The organism is Arthrobacter sp. 3Tela_A (assembly GCF_049311025.1).
Classification (GTDB): Bacteria; Actinomycetota; Actinomycetes; order Actinomycetales; family Micrococcaceae; genus Arthrobacter_B.
Window position 1 is genome coordinate 15,584 of sequence record NZ_JAXIOM010000006.1, and the last position, 15,420, is coordinate 31,003.

A 15,420-nucleotide genomic window follows, 5' to 3' on the forward strand; every position below is an offset into this window, starting at 1 on the left:
CTAACCATTCTAGGCGCCGCCGGGAGGGCTCAGATGTCGCCGCGGCCCAGCGCGTCGAGGGCGTACTGCAGATCCTGCGGGTACGCGGAGGTGAACTCCACCCATTCCCCGGTGCCCGGATGGGTAAAGCCCAGTTTCCGGGCATGCAGCCACTGCCGGGTCAGTCCCAGTTCAGCGGCCAGCCGCGGGTCGGCTCCGTAGGTGAGGTCTCCGGCACACGGGTGGCGCAGGGCGGAGAAGTGAACGCGGATCTGGTGCGTGCGTCCGGTTTCGAGGTGGACTTCCACTAGGGAGGCCCGGCCGAAGGCTTCCAGGACCTTGTAGTGGGTCACTGAGTCCCGGCCTTCGTCGACGACGGCGAAGCGCCAGTCGTGTCCCGGGTGCCGGCCGATCGGGGCGTCGATGGTGCCCTCGAGCGGATCGGGAAGGCCCTGGACCAGGGCATGGTATTCCTTCTCCACGGTGCGGTCGCGGAAGGCCTGCTTCAGGAGGGTGTATGCGTGCTCGGTCTTGGCGACCACCATCACGCCGGAGGTTCCGACGTCGAGCCGGTGGACAATTCCCTGCCGCTCCCCTGCACCCGAGGTTGAGATGCGGTAGCCGGCGGCGGCCAGGGCGCCGACCACTGTGGGCCCGACCCATCCCGGCGAGGGATGGGCAGCAACGCCCACGGGCTTGTCGATCACCACAAAATGCTCGTCGTCGGCGAGGATTTTCAGGTCCTCGACGGGCTCGACGACGACGGCCAGCGGGTCCCGCTGTTCGGGAACGTCCGCGGCCACGCTGTCTCCGGTGTGCAGCCGGTCCGATTTGGCCAGCGGGCGGCCGGCGCGGGTGAGCCAGCCTTCGGAGCACCAGCCCGCGGCGGTGGAGCGGGAAACGTCCAGCAGTTCGGCCAGGGCGGCATCAGCGCGGACGCCGTTGTGCTCCTCGCCGATGGTGAACCGGGAGTGGATCTCAGGCATCGGAGCTGTCCTTGCCTGCAGCGGCCCGGGTACCGTCCATGTTGATTCCGCGCAGTGTCAGCAGGCACACCAGGATCACGCCGGAAACGACGCAGGAATCCGCGATGTTGAAGATCGCGAAGTTCGGGAAAGCGATGAAGTCCACCACATGACCCTGGCCGAAGGAGGGTTCCCTGAACAGCCGGTCGGTGAGGTTGCCGACGGCTCCGCCCAGGACGAGCCCCAGGGCGACGGACCAGGCAGCGGAGCGCAGCCGGAACATGAGGTAGAGAAGGAACCCGGACACGACGACCATAACGATGGTGAAGATCCAGGTGTAGTCCGTGCCGATTGAGAAGGCAGCCCCCGGGTTGCGGATGAAGTGCCAGCGCAGCACTGGGGGGAAGACGTCAGTGATCTGACCCTCGGTCATGGTCGAAACAACCCAGATCTTGGTGAGCTGGTCGAACACCCAGGCGGCCAGGGCAATGACGGCCATGATCAGTGCATAGCGGGTCAGGGCGGCCTTGGGGCGCGCCGGCGGCTGGGGCTGCGGCGCGGGAGCCGGAGTTGAATCAGTCATGGTGCTTTCGGGTTCGGGCGGCGGTGGGGCGGTGCACTCAGGCACCATCAGGCACTGGAACGGCATGGGCCGGCGGCCGGGAGATCCCGGCCGCCGGCCCATGGCTCTGTTACCAGTCTAATCCTGATTTCAATCCGTCCAGGCGGAAACGACTAGCTGCAAACGCTTAGGCGTCTGCGGTCTCCGAGGCTACCGAGCCGCGGGAATCGAGGTCGCGCAGCTGACCTTCGATGTAGGCCTTGAGGCGTGAACGGTAATCCCGCTCGAAGCCGCGCAGCTGCTCCACCTTGCGTTCCAGCAGTGCCTTCTGCTGTTCGAGGGAGCTGAGGATCTTGCGGCTCTTCTCCTGTGCTTCGGTGACCAGTCCGCTGGCTTCGATCTGTGCCTCGGCAATGATCTTGTCGCGCTGCTCGACGCCGGCGCTCACGTAGTCGTCGTGCATCTTCTGGGCCATGGCGAGGATGCCTGCGGCGGATTCAGCCGTGTTGGCTGCTGCCGGAGCGGGCTCTGCGGCGCGCGGAGCCTCGGCCTTGGGCTCTTCAGCCTTGGGTGCCGGTGCCGGTTCGGGCTTCTTCTCTTCCTTGACCGGCTGGGAAACCTGCTCGGTCTTGGCAGCGGCAGAGACCGGTGCGGGAACCTGGGTGCCAGCAGCAGGGGCATCGGCGACTGCCTCAGCGAGCTGCCGGCGCAGGTCCTCGTTCTCGGCGTTCAGCCGGCGGAGTTCGACGACGATTTCGTCGAGGAAGTCATCCACCTCGTCCTGGTCGTAGCCTTCACGGAACTTAGTCGGCTGGAACCGCTTATTGACTACATCTTCTGGCGTCAGGGCCATCTGGTCACCTCATACTGGTTATCAGGCCGGCCTGCCGTGCGGCAGTGAGCCTAGTTACAGAATCTCGAACATAAAATCAGGGATCATTCAACGATATTTTTTCACATTATATCTTTTGCGAACCGATATCGAACCGGCTCCGCCGCGCGTTAGCGAATGGCCGCTGCCCAGACGATCTGCATAAGAATGCTGACCACAATGAACAGGACCAGGAACGCCAGGTCCAGGGAGACTCCGCCCAGCCGAAGCGGCGGAATAATCCTCCGCAGGGCCCGGACGGGCGGGTCCGTGGCACCGTAAACGGCTGTTGCCAGGACCAGTGCCGGTCCCTTGGGCCGCCACTGCCGTGCAAACATCTGCACAGCGTCATAAACGATGCGTAGGATCAGGGCGAGCTGAAAGAGCATCAGCACCAGGTACAGCAGGGCAAAAATAATACTCACGCGTGTTTTCGTTTCCGCCGTAGGAGAACGGCTGCCTGCTCCGCCCCCAAGGGGCGGCGGCTAGCTCTGGTTGAAGAATGTGGACTGGGACTCGCTAACCTTCTTGTCATCCCCCAGCACCTCGACGTAGGACGGCGAGAGCAGGAAGACCTTGTTGGTCACTCGTTCGATGGTACCGCGCAACCCGAACACAAGTCCCGCGGAGAAGTCCACCAGGCGCTTGGCGTCAGCTTCTCCCATGTCCGTGACGTTCATGATGACCGGGATTCCGTCGCGGAAACTCTCGCCGATGATCTTGGCGTCGTTGTACGAACGGGGATGGACGGTGGTGATCTGCCGCAAGCCTGCCACGTCTTCCTTTGCCGATGAGGGGGCGCGTTTGATGGGGGTCACGGGAGCACGGTATTCCTCTACCGCCGTGGTCTTGCGCTCCGCCGGGGCGGGTGCGGCCGATTCACGGTCGTTCCGCTCATTTTCCGGTGCGCGCTCTTCGTCCCGGGCAGGTGCCTCGCGGACAGGCTTCTGCTCGTCCTCGTACAGCTCGTCGCCATCGGCGAGCCCAAGGTAGATCATCGTCCTGCGCATTGCGCCAGCCATGGTTGCTCCTTCAGTCCTTCAGCGTCCCGCGTTATCCAGTGTTACCCAAGGAATACCCTGTGGTATCCGGTGTTCCTGCAGTGTTGCCCCTGCCATGTTTGACGCTACCCCACAGCAGGGCGGGGACCGAGAACATCCGAGCCAATCCGCAGGTGTGTCGCGCCGTGGGCCACCGCTGTTTCCAGGTCCTGGCTCATGCCGGCTGAAATGCCGGAGGCGTCCGGGTACCGGTCGGTGAGCCTGCCGGAAAATTCCTGCAGCCTGGCAAACGCTGCGGCGGGGTCTTCGCCAAGGGGTGCCACCGCCATTAGGCCGGCCAGCTGCAGGAGGGGCTCGGCTGCCACGGCGGCAGCCAGTTCCAGCATGTCCTCCGGACGGGCTCCTCCGCGTCCCGGTTCCAGGTTCTCTCCGCTGCGCAGGTCCAGCTGGAGATAGCACTGCAGCGGATCCCGTGCCGGTTCCCCCAGGTCGATCCGGCGCCGGTTCTCCGCTGCCATGGCCTTGGCAAGAGCTGCCACCAGCCCGGCGCGGTCAACGGAGTGCACGGCGGAGGCATACTTGACCACGGACTTCGCCTTGTTTGTCTGCAGCTGTCCGATGAAGTGCCAGCGCAGGCCGGAACCGGCCAGTTCTGCCGCCTTGGCTTCGGCTTCCTGCGCCTTGTTCTCGCCCACATCGCGCACGCCCAGCTTTGCCAGGGCCGCGGCGTCGGACGCCGGGAAATACTTCGTAACCACAATGAGGTCCGGCTCGGTCCGCCCGCTGGCTGCTGCCGCCGCGGAGATCCGCCGCCGGACGCGTCCCAGACGGTGCCGCAGGTCTTCTGCCCGGTTCGTGGTTGTGGTGCTCATGGGTCCTTCGTGTTGCTGCTGTAGATCGATTGCGCCGGAAGCTACCGCGGCTGCCAGATAAGCCCGGCAAACCGTCCGGTGGGCGCGTCCCGGCGGTGGGAAAACAGTTCCGGTTCTTCCATGGTGCAGCCCGGAATTGCCTCAACGCTTACGTTGAGTCCCTGAAGCTGGGAAAGTGCAGCTGCAGGCAGGTCGAGTGCCGGGGTCCCCCAGCTGGTCTGCGAGGCCGCTCCGGGAAGGTGGGACGCCTCGGCGCGCATTTCGGCGGGGACTTCGTAGCACCGGCCGCAGACGCCGGGGCCGATCCAGGCCTGGATTCGGGCTGCTCCCGCAGAGCGCATGGCCGCCACGGTGTTGGACAGGATTCCATCGATCAGGCCGCGCCGTCCGGCGTGGGCCGCGGCGGTAACCACGCCGTGCGGCCCGGGTCCGGCGAAGAGCACGGGCAGGCAGTCGGCCACCATTACGGCCAGGGGCGCGGATCCGTCCGGGCTCAGCAGCGCATCGGCCACCGGAACCTCTTCCGCAGCGGGTGCGGGGCCGGCCACGGCGACTTCCGCGGAGTGCACCTGTTCCATGAACCGCAGGGAGGCCGGTGCTATCCCCATATGCACTTCCAGCGCCGACCGGCGGCTGCGGACGGCAGCGGAATCGTCCCCAACGTGCAGCGCGAGGTTGCCCGCCGATGTATCGGTGAAAGCTACCCGGAACCCCTCGGGGCCCTGCCCTTCCCACCAAAACATACGATCGAACAACCCCGCGCCGGTACTGGTCTTACTTGAGGAAATCAGGAACGTCCAGGTCGTCCTGGCGTCCCGCGCTGAGGTCAGGCTCAACGACGGCCGGCAGATCGACGTCGAACCCGGCGTCGGCCGGCACGGTCTGAGGGCGCTGGGCCCAAGCCGAGGTTGCGGCACCGGCAGCGCCGGCACCGGCGGCCGCAGCCGGCGGGGACAGCGGTTCAGCAGGCTTGGCCGAGGCCGGCTGGGACGTGACGTCAACCTGATCGAATCCCGCAGCGATCACGGTGACGCGTGCTTCGTCACCCAGGGCGTCGTCAATGACGGCGCCGAAGATGATGTTGGCTTCGGGGTGGGCGACTTCCTGTACCAGGCGGGCTGCTTCGTTGATCTCGAACAGGCCGAGGTCCGAGCCGCCCTGGATGGACAGCAGCACACCGTGCGCGCCGTCGATGGAGGCTTCCAGCAGCGGAGAGGCGATGGCCAGCTCCGCGGCCTTGACGGCACGGTCCTCGCCGCGGGCGGAACCGATGCCCATCAGTGCCGAGCCGGCTCCCTGCATCACGGACTTCACGTCGGCAAAGTCGAGGTTGATCAGGCCCGGGGTGGTGATCAGGTCGGTGATGCCCTGGACGCCGGACAGCAGCACCTGGTCAGCGGAGCGGAAGGCATCCAGCATGGAAACGTTCCGGTCGCTGATGGAGAGCAGACGGTCGTTCGGGATGACGATCAGCGTGTCAACCTCGTCCCGCAGGGTGTCGATGCCGGATTCCGCCTGATTGGAACGGCGGCGGCCTTCGAAGGTGAACGGACGGGTTACGACGCCGATGGTCAGGGCGCCGAGCGAACGGGCGATCCGGGCCACAACGGGCGCGCCGCCGGTACCGGTTCCGCCGCCCTCGCCCGCGGTCACGAAGACCATGTCCGCTCCGCGCAGCACCTCTTCGATTTCCTCGGCGTGATCCTCTGCCGCCTTGCGGCCGACCTCCGGATCAGCGCCGGCGCCGAGGCCGCGGGTCAGTTCACGTCCGACGTCAAGCTTCACGTCGGCGTCGGACATCAGCAGCGCCTGGGCGTCTGTGTTGATGGCGATGAACTCGACTCCACGGAGTCCGACGTCGATCATTCGGTTTACGGCATTCACGCCGCCGCCGCCGATGCCGACGACCTTGATGACGGCCAAGTAATTCTGCGGTGCTGCCACGTCCTGTGTCCCTTGTTCGAATCTGTGCAACTGATCAATGTGGCCGGGTCATCCCCAGCCGAAACCTTCAACCGAACAACCTTAACCCTCCACTTGAGGGTTATAGTTATGTCAAGTAATGCTCTACTCCCGACGCTATGGGGCGCCGGAAGCTTGCGCAATTACCGCTCCGCGCGTGTCGGTGAGAAACTTCGCTGGTCTTTGCCGCCATCGCGCTCACCGCGTCACCGGCCGGTTCGGCGTGCTCACGTCGAACACCGAAACCGGCGGATCTGCGGCAGGCATCAGCAGCAGGGCTTCCAGTGCCCGCGCCTTGGCCGCGTTTGCCTCTGCGCTTCCCCAGAATACCGTCTGGCCGCTGGTGAGCTTGAGCTCAACTGAATCCACCGTTTCCGCGGAGGCATGGTCAAGCTGGCCCAGGACATTCGGCGGCAGGGCCGAGAGCACCTGCGTCACCGTGGAGAAGACGGTGCTGTTGACGGCTTCGGTTCCACCGTCAATCAGCGGCAGGGCGGCTTCGGCGCGTTCTGCCACCGCCTTGAGCTGGCGGCCTTCTTCATCGATGAGCACGAATTCGCGCCCGTTCTGCAGCACGGCCACCGGAACCCGCTCAGTGACCGTGACGATCAGGTCCGACGGCGGGACGGCGGTGACCTCCACGCCCTCGAGTTCCGGGCGGTCCGCCAGCAGTTCCGCGGCGTCGGAATCGGAGATCAGGGCCAGGGGCGTACCCAGAAGCGGTGCGAGGGCTGCTTCGGCGTCCTGGGCGGGCAGAAGGGAATTGCCCTCAAGCCGGATATTCTTCAGCGCCAGCGCAGGAGAAAAGAACACCACAAAAAACAGGGCAGCAAGCAGCAGCACGGCCACTCCGGATCCGGCCAAAACGTAGCGGCGCCGGCGTTTGGCGGGCGGCTCCGGGAAGGCCAGGATGCTGGCGTCGGCGCGCTCCTCGTCCGGTTTGGCGGCCCGGCCGCTGCCGGTCTCCGGCAAACCGGACGGCTCGAATGCATCCCGGGTGGCGGAGATGACAGAGTCCGGCTGGGCACCAGTTCCCGGCCTCAGCTCATGGATCTGGGCACCGGATGCCTGCAGCAGCTCCACCTTCGCCGAGTTGGCAGCGGTCCGGGCAGGCTGCGCCGCTCCCCCGCGCTGCGCCGGACCGGAGGCCTTGGACCCCGGGCCTGCAGCGGCCGGGGGCTGGCGGGGTTTCCTACCCGGCATCCGGCTGGCTCCCGCCCGGCGCGGGACCTCTGAGTGCTTCCACCAGTGCCGCGCCGTACTGGGTGACGTCCCCGGCTCCGACCGTGAGGATGATGTCCCCTTCCGCTGCCCGCGCGGCGATGTCCTGCACCGCGTCCCGGGGCCGGTCTGCCACGGTTCCAGGGGTTTTGAGCCGGGAGGTAATCAGCTCGCTGGTGACGCCGGGAATGGGGTCCTCACGCGCAGGGTAGATCGGCAGCACGGTCACGGAGTCTGCCAGATCCAGTGCCTGGGCGAATTCAGCCGCGAAGTTGCGGGTCCGGCTGAACAGGTGCGGCTGGAACAGCACATGCACGGCGCTGCTCCCCGCGACCGCACGGGCAGCCTGCAGGGCAGCCGCAACTTCGGTGGGATGGTGGGCATAGTCGTCAAAGACGCGCACGCCGCGGACTTCGCCCTTGGGTTCAAACCGGCGGGCGGCACCGGAGAAGGACCCAAGCCCGCGGGCTGCTGTCTCCGGTTCCACTCCCAGCGCCAGGGCCGCAGTGAAGGCGGCGGCGGCGTTGAGCACGTTGTGCCGTCCCGGTACCTGGAGCTGCAGCACCTGCTGCCGGTCCGAGTGCCCGTCGTTGAAGTGGAGCGTGCTGGTGCTGGTGCGGCCGTCGGCTTCGGTGCCGGAGATCCGCACGTCGGCATCCGGACCGTAGCCGTAGGTGCGTACCGGCGTGCCGACGTTCCGCGCCAGCAGGTCCCGGACCCCGGGATCATCCGCACAGGCAACCAGCAGACCGTCCTCGGGCAGCAGCTCCACAAACCGGTCAAAGGAGGCAAAGACAGCTTCAGCGGTTCCGTAGTGGTCCAGGTGGTCGGCCTCAACGTTGGTGATGACCGAGATCTTCGGAGCGTAGTTCAGGAATGAACCGTCGGACTCATCGGCTTCGGCAACAAACACCTTTCCCGAACCGGCCTCGGCGTTTACGCCCAGGGCTGCCACGTCCCCGCCGATCGCGAAGGAAGGGTCCAGGCCGGCCTCCCGGAGCAGGACGGTGATCATGGCCGTCGTGGTGGTTTTGCCGTGCGTGCCGGCAACGGCTACTACATCGGAACCGGCCATGGCGGCGGCCAGCGCCTGCGAACGGTGGATGACGCGCAGCCCGGCGGCTTCCGCGGCCGCCAGCTCGGGGTTGGTTGGCCGGATCGCGGTGGAGACAACTACGGTGGAGGCGCTGCCCAGGTTGGCGGCGTCGTGCCCCACGTGGACCGTGGCACCGAGGGCTTCCAGTGCCCGCAGGCCAGCCGAGTCGCGGGCATCGGAGCCGGACACCTCGATCCCGCGCCCCAGCATCACGCGGGCTACGGCAGACATGCCGGCACCGCCCAGGCCGATGAAGTGGACCCGGCCCAGGTCTGTGAGGAACAGCTGGCTCATGCGTCTTTCCGTTCCGCTGCCTCAAGGATGAGTCCAGCCATTTGGGCATCGGCGTTCCGGATGCCGCGGGCGGCGGAGGCCTCCGCCATGGTCTTGAGTGCCTGGGAATCCTGCAGCAGCGGAATCAGGTTGGCACGGATCCATTCCGGGGTGAACTGCGAATCCCGCACCAGGAGGGCGCCGCCTGCCTGCACCAGTCCGGCAGCGTTGAGGGCCTGCTCGCCGTTGCCGTGGGGCAGCGGAACGAGCACGGCAGGAAGGCCCACTGCAGAGATTTCGCTGACCGTGCCGGCACCGGAGCGGGCCAGCAGCAGGTCAGCCGCAGCGTAGGCCAGTTCCATGCCGTCGACGTATTCAACCTGCCGGTAGAGCGGGGCGGTAAGGGTCCTGCCTTCGGCGTCCGCGGCAGCCTTGCCGCGTCCGGTGACATGCAGGGTCTGGATACCCGCCGCTGCCAGCTCGGGAAGGGCTGCGGTGACGGCAGCGTTGATGCTTGCGGCACCGGAGGAGCCGCCGGTAACCACAAGGGTGGGCAGGTCCTGTTCCAGCCCCAGGGCTGCGCGGGCATCGTGCCGGGCGGCGCCGCGGTCCAGCCCGGAGATTTCCGGGCGCATGGGCATACCAACCCAGCGGGCGCCGGGCAGCCTGGTCTCTTCAAAGGCAACGCCCACGACGGCGGCACTCTTGGCCCCGACCCGGTTGGCGAGCCCCGGACGGGCGTTGGCTTCGTGCACCACCACGGGGATCCGGCGCTTGCGGGCTGCCAGGTAAACGGGAGTGGAGACGTAGCCGCCCACCCCCACAACGACGTCGGCCGCGGCATCGTCCAGGATCTCCCCTGCCTGCCGTACGGCGCGGGCCAGGCGGGCAGGAAGCCGCGCCAGGTCGCCGCTGGGCCTGCGGGGCATGGGAACACGGTCGATCACGGCCAGTTCGTAGCCGGCGGCGGGCACCAGCCTGGTTTCCATGCCGGCTGAGGTACCCACCACTTTAATGCGGGCATCGGGCCGCAGCTGCCTAACGGCACCGGCTATGGCCAGCAGCGGGCTGATATGCCCTGCTGTGCCGCCGCCGGCGAGTACTACGGAAAGTGGGGACTGCGTCATGGAGCTGCGGGTTCTCTTTCAGGGATAGTGCGTGCAAAGGACAAGAGGACTCCCACGGCAGCCAGCGTGAACGTCAGCGACGATCCGCCGTAGGAGATGAACGGCAGCGGGACGCCGATCACGGGCAGCAGCCCGGTGACCATGGCAATGTTTACCGCAGCCTGGCCGGTAATCCAGACCAGGATGCAGCCGCAGACAATCCGGATGAACGGCTGGGCATGGCGCATGGTCACCCGGACCGTGGCCACTGCAAGGATACCGAACAGCACCAGCACCACCAGCGTGCCAAGCAGCCCGAATTCCTCACCGATGATGGCGAAGATGAAGTCGTTGTGGGCTTCCGGGATCCAGTTCCATTTTTGCCGGCTCTGGCCGATCCCCACACCGAACCAGCCGCCGGAAGCCAGTGCATACATGCCTGCGTTTGCCTGGTCGCACAGTCCTGCGGAGCAGTCCAGCTGCAGCCAGGCGCTGATCCGGCTGGTGCGGTTTCCGCTGCCGATGGAAAAGACAGCGGCCGCCGCGGCGGCGGCCAGGCTGAGCAGGCCCAGCAGCTTGAGCCGCGCTCCGGCGAAGAACAGTGCTGCGAGCATGATCAGGCCCATGATGATCACAGTGCCCAGGTCATGGCCCAGCAGCACAAGACCGATCAGCAGGCCGCCTCCCGGCAGCACCGGGATGAGCGCGTGCTTCCAGTCGGCGATCAGGGCTCCCTTGCGCGAGAGTACGGCGGCGAACCAGATGGCCATGGCAAGCTTCGCGGCCTCGGAGGGCTGGCCGGTCACGGGCCCGAACGCGAGCCAGTTCTTGTTGCCGTTGACCTCCACGCCGATGATAAGCACCAGCACCAGCAGGAGCACGGCAATGCCGAGGGCAGGCCAGGCGATAAACCGGTAAAAGCGCGGACCGAAGCGGGACAGGATAAGCATCAGGGCAACGCCTGCCGCGGCGAACATGACCTGCTTGATGAACAGGTCAAAAGTGGTGGCGGCACCGGCAGCGGTTCCCGCGGCGGCAGCGATCGCTTCCACGGAGGAGGCCGAGAGCACCATCATGAGCCCGATGGCCGTCAGTGCCAGCGTGGCTCCCAGAATCATGTAATAGCTGGATCCGGTCGCTTTGGCGTCACTGCCCTCGAGCAGGACCATAAAGGCGTTGAGGCGTTCGTTGAGCCGCAGGCCCCGTTTCTTCGGCGGTACGGCCGCCCCGGAAGCGGACCCGCCGGAGCTGGCGGTGCGGCCGGAGCTGGCGGTGCGGCCGGCAGTGGTGACGGGTTTGGCTGCCGCCTGTACCGGCTGCGTGCCTGCCGGGCGCCTGCGCGCCGTCGGCTTGCGTCCCTTGCCCGTGGGCGTGGTCACCATTTATGGCTCCTTGGTGGTCTGCGCCTGCCCTTCCACGTATCCGCGGACAGCTTCGATGAACGCCTCGCCCCGGTGGGCGTAAGACCGGAACTGGTCCATGGATGCCGACGCCGGCGCCATGAGGACCGTATCCCCGCCCTTCGCCACAGCAGCTGCGGCAGTCACGGCCTGGACCATGACGGCTTCGCCGGAGGGCGTTCCTTCTTCTCCAGTGTCCGCCTGGGACGCCTCGATTACCGGCACATCGGGTGCGTGTCGGGCCAATGCGGACCGCAGCTGCGAAGAATCGGCACCGATGAGCACGACGGCGCGCAGGCGCTGGGCGTGGGCGGTCACCAGCTCGTCATAGGTGACGCCCTTGGACAGTCCGCCGGCGATCCAGACGACGTGCCCGAAGGCTGCCAGGGAAGCCGCAGCGGCGTGCGGATTGGTGGCCTTTGAATCGTTGACCCAGAGGATGTCATTGAGCTTGGCCACCGGTTCAATCCGGTGCCCGCCGGGGGCGTAGTTCCGCAGGCCGTCGCGCACGGCAACCGGTTCCACGCCGAAGGCACGCACCAGGGCGGCGGCGGCGAGGGCGTCAGCAGCCAGGTGGCGGGGCGCCCGGTCCCCCAGATCATCCAGGGACGCAAGTTCAGCGGCGGCATTGCGGCGCTCTTCGATGAAGGCGCGGTCCACCAGCAGACCCTCAACGATGCCGACCATGCTCACAGCCGGCATGCCCGTGGTGAATCCGACGGCGCGGCAGCCTTCCACGACCTCGGCTTCTTCGACCATGCGCTCGGTTTCAGCCTGTTCGGCGTTGTAGACACAGGCAACCTGGGTGTTTTCATACACCTTTGCCTTGTCTGCGCGGTAAGCCTCGAAGCTGCCGTGCCAGTCCACGTGGTCTTCGGCAATGTTCAGGCAGACGCTGGCCAGCGGCGACATGGAGTATGTCCAGTGCAGCTGGAAGCTGGAGAGCTCGACGGCAATCGCGTCCCAGCCCTGCGGGTCGCGGATAGCGTCCAGGATCGGTGTGCCTACGTTCCCGGCGGCGATGGCGCGCAGCCCTGCGGCCCGCAGCATGGACTCGGTCATGCCCACGGTGGTGGTCTTGCCGTTGGTTCCGGTGACCGCCAGCCACGGGGCCGTGGGGCGGCCCTCGCGGATGCGTACCCGCCAGGCCAGTTCGACGTCGCCCCAGATTGGAATGCCGGCGTCGGCGGCTGCTGCGAGCAGCGGGTGGGAGGGACGGAAGCCGGGAGAGGTAACCACAAGCTCGGCCGGCTCTCCGTCCACGTCGGTCAGCCCTGCCACTGCTTCGGCACCGAGGCGGACGTCCGCAGCGCCGACGATCTTCAGGGTGTCGGCCTTGCCCCGGTTCTCCTCGGAGTCCAGGCCGTCCACCACCACAACACGGGCACCGAGTTCAATCAGCGTGTCCGCTGCGGAGAACCCGGACAGGCCGATTCCGGCTACGAGGACGCGCAGTCCGCGCCAGTCTGAATCCCAGGTGGTCAGCGTTTCGAGGCGGGCGTTTGATGCGTTTGAAGGAGTGCTCACTGTCCGGCCACCCAATCAGCGTAGAAGAGTCCCAGGGCCAGGGCGACGCAGAGTCCGCCGATGATCCAGAAGCGGACCACCACCGTGACTTCGGCCCAGCCCTTGAGTTCGAAGTGGTGCTGCAGCGGTGCCATCTTGAACACTCGTTTGCCGCCGCTGAGCTTGAAGTAGCCCACCTGGATAATCACCGAGGCAGAGATGATCACGAACAGCCCGGCAAGGATGACCAGGAGAAGTTCGGTGCGGGAGAGGATGGCGAACGCTGCGATCGCGCCGCCGATTGCCAGCGAACCGGTGTCCCCCATGAAGATCTTTGCCGGGGACGTGTTCCACCAGAGGAACCCGACCAGGGCGCCGGCCATTGCTCCGGCGAGCAGTGCCAGGTCCATCGGGTCCCGGACTTCGTAGCAGACCCCTGATTCGCCGGGGTTGCCCACACAGGACTGGTTGAACTGCCAGATGCCGATCAGGAAGTACGCCCCGAACACCAGGATCGAGGCACCGGCGGCCAGGCCGTCCAGTCCGTCGGCAAGGTTCACGCCGTTGGTCGCGGCAGTGATGATGACGCTGGACCAGAGGATGAACAGGATCGCGCCGATGATGGTTCCGGCGAACGCCAGGTCAATCGCGGTGTCCCGCACGAAGGAGATGTTGGTGGAAGCCGGTGTCAGTCCGGCGTTGTTCGGGAACTGAAGGGCGAGGATAGCGAAAACGATGCCCACGATCGCCTGCAGGATGATCTTCGCCTTGGCGTTTAGGCCCAGGGACCGCTGCCGGGAAATCTTCGTGTAGTCGTCAATGAAGCCCACCAGGCCCATGCCCACCATCAGGAACAGCACCAGGAGCCCGGACGCCGAGGGCCCGAACGTTGCGGGGTTGATCGCGTAGGAGATCAGATGGGTGATGAAGTACGAGGCAACCACGGACGCCACGATGACAGCACCGCCCATGGTGGGGGTTCCGCGCTTGGTGTGGTGCGACGTCGGGCCGTCGTCACGGACAAACTGCCCGTAGCCCTTCCTGACCAGGAACCGGATAAACAGCGGAGTGCAGGCGAAGGCCAGGACCAGTGCCAGGGAACACCCGATCAGCAGCGAGATCACAGTGCCTCACCCCGGCTTGAATCGTCCTGGGCGCTGCCCGCTGCGGAAAGGGTTTTCAAAGCGATCCGATCACCGAGGAACCGCAGTCCGGCTCCGTTGGAAGATTTGAACAGGACAATGTCCCCCGGCTGAAGCGAGGCTTCGAGGATGGCCTCAGCTTCTTCGGGAGTCTGCACGAAGGTCGATTCATCTCCCCAGGAGCCTTCCATCACGGCCCCGGTGTGCAGGGCGCGGGCACCGGTCCCGACGACGATGAGTTTGGAGATGTTGAGGCGGACCACATAGCGGCCAATGGCGTCGTGCTCGGTGACGGATTCGCTGCCCAGCTCGAGCATCTCCCCCAGCACTGCCCAGGTGCGCCGGCCCCGGCCGAGTTCGGCAAGGGTCCGCAGTGCAGCACGCATTGACTCGGGGTTGGCGTTGTAGGCGTCGTTGATCACGGTGATGCCGTCGGGACGGTCCGTGCGTTCCATCCGCCAGCGGCTGGCTGCTTTCTGGCCGGAGAGGCCGGCGGCGATGTCCGCCGGAGCAATGCCGGCAGCCAGTGCTGCGCCGGCTGCAGCCAGCAGGTTCGCCGTATGGTGCGCGCCGATCAGGCCCGATTCCACCCGGTGCTGCTCCCCGTTCGGGAATTCGATGGTGAAGACGGGCCGGCCCTGTTCATCCGTCCGGGCGTCCCGGGCACGCAGTGTGGCGTGGTTTCCGGGCAGTTCGTCGGCGGATGAGGTGAAGGAAAGGACGTTGGCGGTGGTGCGCTTATCCATGGCAGCCACGCGGATGTCGTCGCCGTTGAGCACTGCAGTGCCGGCGGGGGCGAGGGCTTCCACCATCTCGCCCTTGGCACGGGCAATGTTTTCCACTCCGCCGAACTCGCCGGCGTGGGCGCTGCCGACGCAGAGGACGACGCCGATGTCCGGGCGGACCATGTCCGCCAGGTAGGTGATGTGCCCGACGCCGGTGGCACCCATCTCCACTACCAGGTAGCGGGTGCCGTGCCCGGCGCTGAAAATGGTCAGCGGCACGCCGACCTCGCCGTTGTAGGAGCCGACCGGGGCCACGGTGCTGCCGTGGGCAGCGAGGAGCCCTGCAAGCAGGTCCTTTGTGGTGGTCTTTCCGGCCGAGCCGGTGATGCCGATGACGGTCAGCGGACCTTCGGCCCGGAGCCGGCGGACGATTTCCGCGGCCAGCTGCCCCATGGCGGCCACGGCGTCCGGAACCACAATCCCCGGGAAGACCGTTCCGTCCTCGGCGGTCACGGGCCGTTCAGTCAGGGCCAGTGCGGCGCCGGCTTCGAACGCCCTGCCGACGAAGAGGTGGCCGTCGGAGAACTCTCCGGGCTTGGCAATGAACAGGGCCGCTGGACCCGCTTCGCGGGAATCGGTTGTGGCTGACGTCACTGGAATTGTCGGGTCTGATGCTGCCGCCCCCACCAGCTCGCCACCCGTAATTGCCGCTATTTCGGCTGCATTAAGTTCAATCATG

Annotated in this window: 15 protein-coding genes; all 15 read right to left on the bottom strand. The window is 66.4% G+C overall.

The window, feature by feature from the left end; translation table 11 throughout:
* Positions 1-29 precede the first annotated feature (29 nt).
* On the bottom strand, positions 30-965 hold the full coding sequence (locus TVC13_RS03325) for an RluA family pseudouridine synthase (RefSeq protein ID WP_422399819.1): 936 nt from the start codon (positions 963-965) through the stop codon (positions 30-32).
* On the bottom strand, positions 958-1,527 hold the full coding sequence (lspA, locus tag TVC13_RS03330; RefSeq protein WP_422399820.1) for a signal peptidase II: 570 nt from the start codon (positions 1,525-1,527) through the stop codon (positions 958-960). The genes TVC13_RS03325 and lspA overlap by 8 nt, the downstream gene beginning before the upstream one ends.
* 166 nt (positions 1,528-1,693) lie before the next feature.
* Complete coding sequence (locus tag TVC13_RS03335; protein WP_422399821.1) at positions 1,694-2,359, bottom strand: DivIVA domain-containing protein; 666 nt, start codon at positions 2,357-2,359, stop codon at positions 1,694-1,696.
* Positions 2,360-2,508: 149 nt separating this feature from the next.
* Complete coding sequence (locus tag TVC13_RS03340; RefSeq protein ID WP_422399822.1) at positions 2,509-2,802, bottom strand: YggT family protein; 294 nt, start codon at positions 2,800-2,802, stop codon at positions 2,509-2,511.
* A gap of 60 nt (positions 2,803-2,862) precedes the next feature.
* Positions 2,863-3,399, bottom strand: a complete 537-nt coding sequence (locus tag TVC13_RS03345) for a cell division protein SepF (protein ID WP_422399823.1) — start codon at positions 3,397-3,399, stop codon at positions 2,863-2,865.
* 104 nt (positions 3,400-3,503) lie between these two features.
* The gene (locus TVC13_RS03350; RefSeq protein WP_422399824.1) at positions 3,504-4,250 is read right to left on the bottom strand and encodes a YggS family pyridoxal phosphate-dependent enzyme; all 747 of its coding nucleotides are present in this window, start codon (positions 4,248-4,250) and stop codon (positions 3,504-3,506) included.
* Positions 4,251-4,291: 41 nt separating this feature from the next.
* Positions 4,292-4,993, bottom strand: a complete 702-nt coding sequence (locus tag TVC13_RS03355; RefSeq protein ID WP_422399825.1) for a polyphenol oxidase family protein — start codon at positions 4,991-4,993, stop codon at positions 4,292-4,294.
* A gap of 31 nt (positions 4,994-5,024) precedes the next feature.
* Entirely contained in the window at positions 5,025-6,194 is a 1,170-nt protein-coding gene (gene ftsZ / locus TVC13_RS03360) for a cell division protein FtsZ (protein WP_422399826.1), read from the bottom strand.
* 216 nt (positions 6,195-6,410) lie between these two features.
* Positions 6,411-7,415 carry a cell division protein FtsQ/DivIB gene (locus TVC13_RS03365; protein WP_422399827.1) on the bottom strand — a complete coding sequence of 335 codons (1,005 nt, stop codon included), beginning with the start codon at positions 7,413-7,415 and terminating at the stop codon, positions 6,411-6,413.
* Positions 7,405-8,823 carry a UDP-N-acetylmuramate--L-alanine ligase gene (gene murC / locus TVC13_RS03370; RefSeq protein ID WP_422399828.1) on the bottom strand — a complete coding sequence of 473 codons (1,419 nt, stop codon included), beginning with the start codon at positions 8,821-8,823 and terminating at the stop codon, positions 7,405-7,407. The genes TVC13_RS03365 and murC overlap by 11 nt, the downstream gene beginning before the upstream one ends.
* Positions 8,820-9,929: an undecaprenyldiphospho-muramoylpentapeptide beta-N-acetylglucosaminyltransferase gene (gene murG, locus TVC13_RS03375; protein ID WP_422399829.1), complete on the bottom strand. Its 1,110-nt coding sequence runs from the start codon at positions 9,927-9,929 to the stop codon at positions 8,820-8,822. The genes murC and murG overlap by 4 nt, the downstream gene beginning before the upstream one ends.
* Entirely contained in the window at positions 9,926-11,290 is a 1,365-nt protein-coding gene (locus TVC13_RS03380; RefSeq protein ID WP_422399830.1) for an FtsW/RodA/SpoVE family cell cycle protein, read from the bottom strand. Before TVC13_RS03380 ends, murG begins: the two co-directional genes overlap by 4 nt.
* Positions 11,291-12,835: a UDP-N-acetylmuramoyl-L-alanine--D-glutamate ligase gene (gene murD, locus TVC13_RS03385; RefSeq protein WP_422399831.1), complete on the bottom strand. Its 1,545-nt coding sequence runs from the start codon at positions 12,833-12,835 to the stop codon at positions 11,291-11,293.
* Positions 12,832-13,938 carry a phospho-N-acetylmuramoyl-pentapeptide-transferase gene (gene mraY / locus TVC13_RS03390; protein WP_422399832.1) on the bottom strand — a complete coding sequence of 369 codons (1,107 nt, stop codon included), beginning with the start codon at positions 13,936-13,938 and terminating at the stop codon, positions 12,832-12,834. Before mraY ends, murD begins: the two co-directional genes overlap by 4 nt.
* A complete protein-coding gene (locus TVC13_RS03395) occupies positions 13,935-15,419 on the bottom strand; it encodes a UDP-N-acetylmuramoyl-tripeptide--D-alanyl-D-alanine ligase (protein ID WP_422399833.1) in 1,485 nt (494 codons plus the stop codon). Before TVC13_RS03395 ends, mraY begins: the two co-directional genes overlap by 4 nt.
* Position 15,420 lies beyond the last annotated feature (1 nt).

Coding starts and splice junctions, on each gene's coding strand:
- TVC13_RS03325 (WP_422399819.1), bottom strand. CDS start 965: ATGCCTGAGATCCACTCCCGGTTCACCATCGGCGAGGAGCACAACGGC.
- lspA (WP_422399820.1), bottom strand. CDS start 1,527: ATGACTGATTCAACTCCGGCTCCCGCGCCGCAGCCCCAGCCGCCGGCG.
- TVC13_RS03335 (WP_422399821.1), bottom strand. CDS start 2,359: ATGGCCCTGACGCCAGAAGATGTAGTCAATAAGCGGTTCCAGCCGACT.
- TVC13_RS03345 (WP_422399823.1), bottom strand. CDS start 3,399: ATGGCTGGCGCAATGCGCAGGACGATGATCTACCTTGGGCTCGCCGAT.
- TVC13_RS03350 (WP_422399824.1), bottom strand. CDS start 4,250: ATGAGCACCACAACCACGAACCGGGCAGAAGACCTGCGGCACCGTCTG.
- TVC13_RS03355 (WP_422399825.1), bottom strand. CDS start 4,993: ATGTTTTGGTGGGAAGGGCAGGGCCCCGAGGGGTTCCGGGTAGCTTTC.
- TVC13_RS03365 (WP_422399827.1), bottom strand. CDS start 7,415: ATGCCGGGTAGGAAACCCCGCCAGCCCCCGGCCGCTGCAGGCCCGGGG.
- murC (WP_422399828.1), bottom strand. CDS start 8,823: ATGAGCCAGCTGTTCCTCACAGACCTGGGCCGGGTCCACTTCATCGGC.
- murG (WP_422399829.1), bottom strand. CDS start 9,929: ATGACGCAGTCCCCACTTTCCGTAGTACTCGCCGGCGGCGGCACAGCA.
- TVC13_RS03380 (WP_422399830.1), bottom strand. CDS start 11,290: ATGGTGACCACGCCCACGGGCAAGGGACGCAAGCCGACGGCGCGCAGG.
- TVC13_RS03395 (WP_422399833.1), bottom strand. CDS start 15,419: ATGATTGAACTTAATGCAGCCGAAATAGCGGCAATTACGGGTGGCGAG.